Here is a 10,442-nt window from a genome sequence, read left to right as displayed (position 1 = left end):
ATAAGGTGTATTATGTTAATTGTAGAAAAACTACATTTATATAATTTTTTAACTTAATCCTGTAAGTTATTTTTTAGGCTCTATTTTTATAAATTATTCTTATTTAAGTGCTTGAAATTTATTTTAAAGAACAAATATATAGCTTTTATTAAATTATAATTGGGGGGGAGGATGAATCAAGAAGAACTACTTCGAGAAAGTATTATTGATACGCAACTCACTGTTCGTGCTATTGACGTTAAAGCTGGATTTTTTCTTGTTTTTCTGTGTCTGCCATTGAGTCAAATGGATAAAATCACAGCTGGATTACATACTTTAATTAAGCATCATGATTTTTGGCTACTATTAATCATATTTGATTTTATGTTATGGACAATTGGTCTTTTACTTTTAGTATTTTCAGTTTTTCCTTTAAATAATCCAAAAGATTCGATTGATTTTGATGGTTATCAAAATCATCCTAAAGGTTTTTTCTTTGGTGGATATCTATTCTCCAAATTAGGTTTTTGGTCAGCACTTAATATTTTACATATTCCAAAAACTTCTACCAAATTTGTCCAAGAAAAAAATTATGTGGATTCTTTGACTAGTGAAAATATTAAAGATGAATTGCTATTTGAACGTATGAAGTTAATTTCTATTAGAGACTTAAAGATTAAGAGATTACAAAAAGCTCTTTTTACTACAGTATTTTGGGTGGTGATAAGTTTTGTAATTTGGTTAGCAGTGATTATTGTGAAATAGAGAGAAAAGAATTGAATCATTTATTAGGTTTAACCCAACTAGAATATATCCAACTACAAAACAAAGTAACAACTGTTTGTCGTTATAGTTTAGATGAAGCGGAAAATGAGTGGGAATATACAGAAGCAGGACAAAAGCTTGTCGAAAAATCGGCCTCTTTGGAAAATAGAAATGAAAGTTTAGTGATACTTGATAGTGCAATACCTTCAAACATTCCAGGACATGATTTGGTAGATAAGGCAAAAATCAGTGATTTTATTGCATTAGTTTGTGATATCAGGAAGTCCACACAACGCTTAAGTACAAATTTAGTTGATGCTAGAGTTAATGGTATTCAAAGGGTTTTTTATGAAACTTCAGCACTTTTACCAAGTTTGGAAGTAGTAATTGATCATTTCAGCGGTTCGGTTACAGAATATTTAGGTGATGGTGTTTTAGGTTTTTTCCCTTATTTAAACGATGATGATTTATATAACTCTTATTATGCATCAATTGGTTGTATGGAAATGGTTAGAACTATCGTAAATTCAGAGATAAAGAGTAGATACAATTTACCGCCACTTGATATAGGAATTGGAATGGCATGTGGTCCTGCTATGGTAAGAAAAGTAGCAAAAAAACATGTAAAAGCATTTGGAAGATGTGTTTGGACAGCTAGTAAACTGTCTGGTGGAACAAATTTAATTCTTATTGATGATATTTTACGAGGCAAGTGGCCATCAAGTCAAAATGGTGCAATTAGCTTTAGAACTAAACAATTAAGTAAGAATGTTGAGGGTTATAAGTTATATCCACAATAAATAATTAATAATCTGAGACACCATCTATCTGGTGTCTTTTTTATTTAACATAAAATCTCTTATACAAATCCCTAATTTTTTGATGACAAATAATATTTTCAATGAGCAGTATCACAATCATAAATAATTATTTTCTCCAAAAACTTATTTTTGTTCTTAATGATATTATTTTTATCTCTGGAGCTAAAAATTTGTTAAATGCACTTTTAATTTTTTTCGCTGCAAGCTGTATCTTAGCTTATAACTATAAAAAAATTAGCTTATCTAAAAATCAAGTTCGCTCTTCAAGTACCAAATTTTTATATGAAAATATAAACTATATTGTTGCTTTTATTGCTTATGGTATTGTTATTTATAGCCTTTCACTTTTAGCTAAAATTAGTTATAAAGAAAATAACATTTATGAAATGTTAGTTGTCTCAACATTTTTAACTATATTGACTCTTTCAAAATCTTATTTTTTCAGTCCATTTGGATTAAGACGTTTAAAATAAAAACCCCGACATTCTATCGGGGTTTTTATTTAAGAAGATGACAACTATATCTAACTAAATATTTGTCCATCTTTTAGCTTTTTAATATTTTTAAACAAATAAAATATAGCTAATATAATAATGACAACGGGTACAAAACTTATTTCTAATTTAAGTACTTTATTTAACCCTGAAATTAAAAAAGCTATACCGAATAATATTTCTAATCCATCCCAATCAAGATCTTTTAATGACTTAACCAAATTTACTAAAAGGATCAAACTACCAGCTACAATAAACATAGATCCTTCTGGAAGGAAATTTGGAATTAGATAAGAAATTCCAAAAAATATTAAAAAAACAGCTAAACCAATAGCGCCATATACTGTTGATTTATCTTTTGAACTACTATTTTCCATATGTTTCCTCCTAAATTTAATTTTTTAAATTAAGGCTAAAGTTCTTCTTCTAACTTAAGCCGTTTTATGGTTTTTTCGATGCTGTTTCAAAAGCTGTTCTGCCTCATGCAACTTGTTTTCAAGCTCTTCATTAGCTTTCATGAGTTCTCGATACATTACTTTTTTTTCAGCATCCACAAATCTTTTAAGAACTTCACGCATTAATGCTTGATATCCTAATTTTTGAGCTGAGCCAATCTCTTTTAGATCGGTAATTAAATCCTTCGGCAAACGAATAGAGATCATCTGCATATTGCTAGATTTATTTAAAATTTCATGAAAATTTGCAGGAACGGGGGAAGATTTTGAAAAATTAGGATCTGCTCCCAATTCTCTACTTTCCCATAGATTTGCATCATCTAGCTCAAGAGACTCTATTACTTGAACTTGATCTTTATTTTTCATATATCTACCTAACTATTTAATCGTGTTAGCTACACGGCACTTGTAAAAGTGCTTCTGGAATGGATAAAACTGAAGAGTTTTTTGTTCAGTTTCTAAGACACTCTAAAAAGTGTGCAACATCACTTTTTAGAGTGTCTTTTAAGTTATTTAGCTTTGAAGAACATTTCAATTTCGGCCTTATTAGGCTCAAAGGCTGATTTAATTGCAAATTTTTGTCTATCTTCATAAAACATAAAACATATTTTCAATAACCGCCCCGAATCCGTTTCACTAATGAACCATTTTGTTGAAGGATCAGTTCGATGTTCTTCACGTTCATCTTCTAAAAACTGGCTACCATTAAAGTTAAGAAAGCATTGCTCTACTTCTGCGGGTACTACATTGTGCTTGTCTGCTAACTTTTGTCGCACACGAGCTGAAATTAAGAATGGGTCATCATTTTCACCGGACATTTATACTAACACTCCTCAAAGAGAATATATATACATTTTGTATATACAATATGTATATCAATATCTACTTTTTTAGTTAAATAGTCAATTAAACACCGGGAATTATTGGCTGTAAATTAGTCATTTACAGCAAAAAATATAAAATATTGTATATACAAAATATATATACGTTCTTTTTCTCTGCTGTTCAACTTTTTTTAAAAATATTTTTTGACTTAACATAAAATCTCTTATTCGAAATCTGAATTTTCCACTAAATATCCACCCATTTAACATAATAGAGCTTATACGAAACGTATTTTTAATATTACTTTAAGATCAGTATCTTATCGTTATTCATACCCTCTGGAACGTTCTCGTTCAACCGACTTGGAAACAAGTCGGTTTCTTTTTAAGCAAAACTGTAACTTTTAGCCAATAAAGTTGATCAAAAAACATTCGTTTTTGCATTTTTTCCTGATTTCTCAAGGGTCACAGTTCAGAAATAATCCCCAATTTCTGCGGACAACTCTTGGGATAAAATAGGCCAACTTTGTAAGCTAAAACTTACACAGATTTAATGTTTTTGCGGATTAGTAATCCAAAGCATTAGCCCTATGATGAATACATAAGGGAACTGGATGTTTCCAGAAAACAAGAATAAGAAAATAGCGCAAGGAATGGGCAGCACGAGATCAGTAAGACGAGCACCCCGATATGAAAAAGCCCGACAGGATGTCGGGCTTTTTTATTAACTATCTAAATCAAATTTCCACATTAAAGAAAACTTGGTAAACCTTTAGCAGGATCTGTTTCACGTGCCGCTTGAGCATCTGCTACAGTCATACCTAAGGCATTAGCAACGCCTTGCCCATAAGCTGGATCGCAAGCATAACAGTTGCGGATATGACGGTATTTGATGAAATCTAGCGCATCACCCATCGCTGCGGCCGTGTTATTAAACAATGCTTGTTTCTGCTCATCATTCATCAAATTGAACAGGGCACGGGGCTGGCTGAAGTAGTCATTGTCATCTTCGCGGAAGTCCCAGAAATCAGCATCACCGGTAATCTTTAATGCTGGTTCTTTAAACTGAGGTTGTTCCTGCCACTGGTTAAAACTGTTCGGTTCATAATGTGGCAATGAACCATAGTTGCCATCCATGCGGCCCTGACCATCACGACGATTAGAGTTTACAGGGCAGCGTGCAGCATTGACCGGAACCTGTGAATGATTTACACCAACACGATAACGTGCTGCATCAGCATAGTTCACCAGACGCGCCTGTAACATACGATCCGGTGAGTAGCTAATTCCCGGTACCAGATTGCTTGGTGCAAAGGCAGCCTGTTCTACATCCTGGAAATAATTTTCCGGATTGCGGTTCAGTTCGAATTCACCGACTTCAATCAGTGGATAATCACCTTTCGGCCAGACTTTGGTCAGGTCAAATGGATGATAAGGAACTGTTTCAGCTTCCAGTTCCGGCATGATCTGAACGTACATTTTCCATTTTGGATACTCACCACGCTCAATGGCATCAAATAAGTCAGTCTGACTACTTTCACGATCTTTAGCAATCAAATCTGCTGCTTCAGCATCGGTCAGGTTCTGGATGCCTTGCTGGGTACGCATATGGAATTTCACCCAGAAGCGTTCATTTTGGGCATTGATAAAACTGAAGGTATGGCTGCCAAAACCATGCATATGACGGTAGCCAGCAGGAATACCGCGATCCGACATCACAATGGTCACCTGATGCAAGGCTTCAGGCAATAATGTCCAGAAATCCCAGTTATTGGTGGCACTGCGCTTGTTGGTTTTCGGGTCACGTTTGACTGCTTTATTCAGGTCAGGGAACTTACGGGCATCCCGCAGGAAAAACACCGGGGTATTATTGCCGACCAGATCCCAGTTGCCTTCTTCAGTATAGAATTTCAGGGCAAAACCTCGAATATCACGTTCTGCATCGGCCGCGCCACGTTCACCCGCCACCGTTGAGAAACGCGCAAACATTTCGGTTTTCTTGCCAACTTCAGAGAAAATTTTAGCGCGAGTATATTGGGTAATATCATTGGTCACGGTAAAGGTACCAAAAGCACCTGAACCTTTAGCGTGCATACGACGCTCTGGAATCACTTCGCGGACGAAGTTTGCTAATTTTTCATTCAACCATAAATCTTGGGCAAGTAAAGGTCCACGCGCACCTGCCGTCATACTGTTCTGATTATCGACCACAGGGGCACCAGCTTCAGTAGTCAGGTGGGTAACAGGACATTTTTTAGGGTCTTGACTCATACTATTAACTCCCGTTTCTTTTAATGCAGAAATTTAAGATTTTCAATCCTATCTTACCCTTTACTTGCTTATTAAAATATTAAACTAAGGATATTTTTGAAAATTTATAGCCAACTGATTTAACATAAAATCTCTTATACGCAATCAAAAAAGTGAGGTAAAAACCTCACTTTGTATAAAGCCAAATAAATGGATATTTCCTAGAATTTTAATTAATAAAAGTTATCACGGTAGAAGTTATAAGTAGTATTGTGGCGATCAATGTTAAGTAGATGCATGATTTACTCATTGATTGATCATCTACTTTGAAAAAGTTCTTTATTGGATCCTTCCAACCAGTCATTTGACTCCAAGGATACCAAAAACATAAAAAACCCAAAGTACTTAAAATTCCGGCTAAATCAAAACTCTTGGATAAGCCAAATAGACTTATAGCAACAGATGCTGCACCTAAGACAAAACCAAACCAAGATTTAATCAAGGGAGCCTTGGGAGAAGTTATTGATAAATTATTCATATTAGAGTTCTACATTAAAGATTAAATAACTTTCTGTCTCTTTCATCCGTCAAATACCGGTCCATCTGAGCGATCAATTTAGCCCGTGCCTGTTCATCTTCTTCAGTGATTTTTAGCATACAGGATCCGATTAGAATTTTGCGTCTAGTATCATCTTTACGAGTCTGTTGTTTCTCTTTAGCACGTTCTCTTGCTAGTGCTGCCTGTCTTTGAGCCTTTAACTGTTTTAGCTTTTCTTCCTGTGCCTTAATCTTGCTGTCTAGTGTTTCAGTAATACTCATTAATCCAATACCATCATCCTGGGAAACCATCCCTAACATAAGCGCACTTGAATATGCATTCAAGGTGCTATATGTATAGTAATGTTTTCCTCGAAGAGCGCACTTATGCAAACTTCGTTTGCAAGTCCGATTGGGGTCTCCCCAATACCCCGACAACCGTATTCACGGTTGTATTTCACTACGTGAAAATTTAAAAGCGAAAAATAGACATGGCGATTTACCACTTTTCAGTCAAAACCGTAGCACGATCCGCAGGGCGTTCCGCCACTGCTGCGATTGCCTATCGGGCAGGTGAAAAGATCTATTGTGAACGTGAAGGCCGAGAACATGACTACAGCCGAAAAACTGGTGTGGAATACAAAGAAATTTATTTACCCGAAGGCGCACCAGAACATTTAAAAAATCGGGAAAAACTCTGGAACGAAGTTGAACAAAGGGAAACTCGAAAAAACTCGACTGTAGCCCGGGAATTTGAAATTGCCTTTCCAAGTGAACTGAACCAGGAACAACGTCTGGCCATGCTCGAAGAATTATGTGCCAGCATCGTGAAAAGACATCAGGTAGCAGTCGATGCCTGTATCCATGCACCGCATACCGGATCCGGCAGTGATGAGCGCAATTATCACGCCCATATCCTAATGAGCACACGTAAACTCACTCCAGAAGGTTTTACAGAGAAAACCCGGGAGCTCGATCAGAAACACAGTGGAGAAATCGAGCACTGGCGCGAACACTTTGCCGATATCTGCAATATGCACCTGGATCTGGCCGGATCCACCGCCCGGGTCGACCACCGTAGCTACAAAGACCAAGAGAATGGCCTGGAAGCCACCCTGCACGAAGGACCGAAAGTCACCGAACTACGTAGAAGAGGCATCGAAACCGAAATCAGCCGAACCAATGATGAAATCAAAGAAAGAAATCAGGCTCAGCTGCAATACGGCAAAAATATGGACCTGCTGATTGCTGAAAACGAGATAAAACTCAGTGCATTGAAAACAGAACAGCAAACTCAGATTGAAAATAGTGCTAAAACGCCACCAATTGACGAAAAAGCCCTGTTTGAGGAAAAACAGAGGGAAACCCTTGGCAAAGTGCTAAAACGCGAAATCAGCGCAAAAGAGGCGAATCTAGACCTGGATTTTATGCAGGATGTTTTTAAAAAGGCAGAAAACACCTTGGGTAAGATGCAACAGCATAAAAACGAGTTTAGTCAGCAGCTCGCCCAAGACATCGTGAAAAGCGGACTCAAACAAAGTCATGACAAATTGCAAAGCCTGGTGGATCAACACAACGAATTAACCAAGAACAAACCCTTACTGTTTGGAAAAAAAGCCTGGGAAGCCCAACGTGATGCGATTTACCAAGAACATAAACAACTGAAAGGCAGACATGAATACCAGAAAAAAAATGGTGTGAAGGATTTATTGGAAAACGAAAAATTCAAAGAACATGCCTGGAAACAGTACCAAAAGCAGCATCCAGCCAAAGCCGAGCAATACCAAAACTTATATAAAAACTATCGGACTATCAAAACCTGTGTGGATGAGATCAAAGCAGAACAACAAATGAAACTTAGACAAGAACAACAGCTCAAAGCAAAGCAACATGCGCCAAAAATGAAATCTCGTGGCATGAGTCGATAAACAGAGCGAGTGTCTACGAGCGAACTGAAAAAATTTGCTTATCCCTTTCCCTGATTACAAGCTCCCTATCCATCAATCACCTGCTTTACAGAGCATCCCGAATGGGTGCGAACTTTCCAAATTTGATTCCTAAACCGAGCGTAGCGAGAAAAAAAAGCTTATGAGCGAAGCGAATTCCGAGTTGCTTTTGCTTTTTCTAAAAGTCACGAAAACGTGAACCAAAAATTGCCCCGACGAATCGAGCGAAAGCGAGATTCAATAGAGTTTGAGCGAAGCGAAAACCAAGGGCAATTTTTCATGAAATATGCTTTTAATTATTTTTAAAGTTTTTAAATGTTTTTAACTCGACTGAATCCTTTTATTTATAAGGCTTTCAAGCTTTATATAGCAACGTTTCCTCGGTTATATAGCAACGTTTCCTCGGTTATATAGCAACGTTTCCTCGGTTATATAGCAACGTTTCCTCGGTATTTGACAACAAATATTTATTATGTTGTTATAGCAACACAATAAAATTGTTGCTAAATAGAATGACATGACAGACTTAGTCGTAAAATCTAATAAACTTGTACAAGCTTTACAGACACTTACTTTAAGCGAAACCCGTTTACTTCAGCTCGCAATTGTAGATGCTCGTGAGACTGGACAAGGATTATCAACAGATGAACCTTTAGAATTAAATGCTCTTAGATATGCTAAAGCATTTAACGTTTCTCCAGATGCAGCTTATTTAGCATTAATTGAAGCAGAAGATTCTCTTTTTAAAAGACAATTTACGATTACCAATGAAGATGGAACTTTAACAAAAAGTCGCTGGATTCAAGATGCTAATTATCGGAAAGGTGAAGGAAGAATTTTAGTTACCTTAACTCGTGTGGTAATTGAACATGTCACTAAAATAGATGGGTTTGAACAGTATTTTACTAGTTATCATTTGAAAAAAACTGCTGACTTCAAAAGCGTTTATGCAGTACGTCTTTATGAGCTCTTAATGCAATGGAAGTCTGTAGGGAAAACGCCTGTTTATGAATTAAATAAATTTCGTAGCCAACTTGGTATAGGTGTTAACGAATACACTCGAATGGAAGCATTTAAGAGACGTGTTTTAGATATTGCAGTAGATCAAATCAACGAATTTTCAGATATAACTGTTAAATACGAACAGCATAAAAAAGGTCGTTCAATCTCAGGATTTTCTTTTAGCTTTAAGCCAAAGAAAGCAACTATTCGATCTATAGAAACTAATAGAGACCCTAATACAACTGATCTGTTCTCGAGAATGACAGATAAGCAACGCCACTTATTCGCTACTAAACTTTCCGAACTACCAGAAATGGGTAAGTATTCTCAGGGTACAGAAAGCTATCCACAATTCGCTATACGTATTGCTGAAATGCTTCAAGATAGTGAAAAATTCCAAGAATTATTCCCTTATCTTCAAAAAGTTGGCTATCAAGCTGCCTAAAATTTATACTTGATCATTTGTCTATTAGGCAGTCTAATAGACAACAACTTTTGACAGAGTTAGGCATAGATTTACAGCATGAAAAGCCTTACAGTTCTTGAGCTTTCTAAGCTTTACAATATCAATAGACAAACGATTTACAACAACATAAAGAAAGGAATTTTAAGTAAAAATTCTGATAATAAAATTGATCTGGCTGAAGCTATCCGTGTTTTTGGCGAACCTTCAAAAAAACTAGATGTAAAAGAGTCTGTAAAAATAGACAGTCCAAATTCGGCAGAAGTTTTACTACTTAGGCAACAGATAGACATGCTGAAAAATCAGCTTGATGATGCAAAAGAGCGTGAATCCTTTTATCAAAATCAAATTGAGACGATGCAACGTCTACTGGAAGCACCCAAACCAAAGATTCAAGACCCTAGTGAACTCGAACTCCCTCAATCAGCTCCCATTGTAGAAATGAAGGAAGATGTAATAGTCGTTCCACCTAAAGATGACGGATTGACTACTCCAGAGAACAAACATATCCCTGTCCCAGAACACGTTGAGCCTGAACCTAAAAAGAGAGGCTTCCTGAGCCGTTTTTTCCTTCCTTATGGTTAGCCAGGACTCCAATTTTTTGATGAGCCAATTTCAGTGCAAGCACATGAAATAATGACTCATCAAAAAACCGGATGAGGTTTATTAAAACTGAATAAAACCGTGGAACATTGATCACTTATTAAGCGTGGAACGTGACAAATCATTAAAAAAGCCCAATCCGCTGAGATTGGGCTGATTAAAACAATTTAAGCTATTGATTTAAAATAAATAATTTAACGCATTTCGCATAAGGTGTATTATGTTAATTGTAGAAAAACTACATTTATATAATTTTTTAACTTAATCCTGTAAGTTATTTTTTAGGCTCTATTTTTATAAATT

The 10,442-nt window shown here is 36.1% G+C and carries 12 protein-coding genes; 6 read left to right on the top strand and 6 right to left on the bottom strand.

Annotated features, from left to right (window positions below):
- Nucleotides 1-171: 171 nt before the first annotated feature.
- From F893_RS00215 to F893_RS00205, 3 genes are all read left to right on the top strand, one after another.
- Nucleotides 172-744, top strand: a complete 573-nt coding sequence (locus tag F893_RS00215; protein ID WP_005249315.1) for a hypothetical protein — start codon at nucleotides 172-174, stop codon at nucleotides 742-744.
- An 11-nt stretch (nucleotides 745-755) separates the two neighbouring features.
- Entirely contained in the window at nucleotides 756-1,544 is a 789-nt protein-coding gene (locus F893_RS00210; RefSeq protein WP_034435650.1) for a hypothetical protein, read from the top strand.
- Between the two features lie 101 nt (nucleotides 1,545-1,645).
- Entirely contained in the window at nucleotides 1,646-2,038 is a 393-nt protein-coding gene (locus F893_RS00205) for a hypothetical protein (protein WP_155757255.1), read from the top strand.
- A gap of 50 nt (nucleotides 2,039-2,088) precedes the next feature.
- Here the strand turns inward: F893_RS00205 and F893_RS00200 are convergent, their stop codons facing one another.
- The 6 genes from F893_RS00200 to F893_RS00175 form a co-directional block, all read right to left on the bottom strand.
- Nucleotides 2,089-2,436 carry a hypothetical protein gene (locus F893_RS00200; RefSeq protein ID WP_005249309.1) on the bottom strand — a complete coding sequence of 116 codons (348 nt, stop codon included), beginning with the start codon at nucleotides 2,434-2,436 and terminating at the stop codon, nucleotides 2,089-2,091.
- Nucleotides 2,437-2,490: 54 nt separating this feature from the next.
- Nucleotides 2,491-2,880 carry a CopG family antitoxin gene (locus tag F893_RS00195; RefSeq protein WP_005249306.1) on the bottom strand — a complete coding sequence of 130 codons (390 nt, stop codon included), beginning with the start codon at nucleotides 2,878-2,880 and terminating at the stop codon, nucleotides 2,491-2,493.
- Between the two features lie 143 nt (nucleotides 2,881-3,023).
- Nucleotides 3,024-3,332 carry a hypothetical protein gene (locus F893_RS00190; protein ID WP_005249304.1) on the bottom strand — a complete coding sequence of 103 codons (309 nt, stop codon included), beginning with the start codon at nucleotides 3,330-3,332 and terminating at the stop codon, nucleotides 3,024-3,026.
- A 756-nt stretch (nucleotides 3,333-4,088) separates the two neighbouring features.
- Nucleotides 4,089-5,609 (bottom strand): catalase, encoded by a 1,521-nt coding sequence (locus F893_RS00185; RefSeq protein WP_005249302.1) that lies wholly within the window; start codon nucleotides 5,607-5,609, stop codon nucleotides 4,089-4,091.
- Nucleotides 5,610-5,817: 208 nt separating this feature from the next.
- Entirely contained in the window at nucleotides 5,818-6,126 is a 309-nt protein-coding gene (locus tag F893_RS00180) for a hypothetical protein (RefSeq protein ID WP_001061745.1), read from the bottom strand.
- Between the two features lie 14 nt (nucleotides 6,127-6,140).
- A complete protein-coding gene (locus tag F893_RS00175) occupies nucleotides 6,141-6,407 on the bottom strand; it encodes a mobilization protein (RefSeq protein ID WP_121980254.1) in 267 nt (88 codons plus the stop codon).
- A 209-nt stretch (nucleotides 6,408-6,616) separates the two neighbouring features.
- Here F893_RS00175 and mobQ point away from each other — a divergent pair, with 209 nt between their 5' ends.
- The 3 genes from mobQ to F893_RS00160 all read left to right on the top strand — a co-directional run bounded on the left by mobQ (nucleotide 6,617) and on the right by F893_RS00160 (nucleotide 10,121).
- Nucleotides 6,617-8,053: a MobQ family relaxase gene (mobQ, locus tag F893_RS00170; RefSeq protein WP_004282093.1), complete on the top strand. Its 1,437-nt coding sequence runs from the start codon at nucleotides 6,617-6,619 to the stop codon at nucleotides 8,051-8,053.
- 535 nt (nucleotides 8,054-8,588) lie between these two features.
- Nucleotides 8,589-9,518, top strand: a complete 930-nt coding sequence (repM, locus tag F893_RS00165) for a replication initiation protein RepM (protein ID WP_000131200.1) — start codon at nucleotides 8,589-8,591, stop codon at nucleotides 9,516-9,518.
- Between the two features lie 78 nt (nucleotides 9,519-9,596).
- Entirely contained in the window at nucleotides 9,597-10,121 is a 525-nt protein-coding gene (locus tag F893_RS00160) for a plasmid replication DNA-binding protein (protein WP_004282096.1), read from the top strand.
- Nucleotides 10,122-10,442 lie beyond the last annotated feature (321 nt).

Source organism: Acinetobacter sp. CIP 102136 (assembly GCF_000369685.1).
GTDB classification, from domain to species: Bacteria; Pseudomonadota; Gammaproteobacteria; order Pseudomonadales; family Moraxellaceae; genus Acinetobacter; species Acinetobacter fasciculus.
Note: the sequence above shows the minus strand (reverse complement) of the source record. Positions and strands in the feature narration are given on the sequence as shown.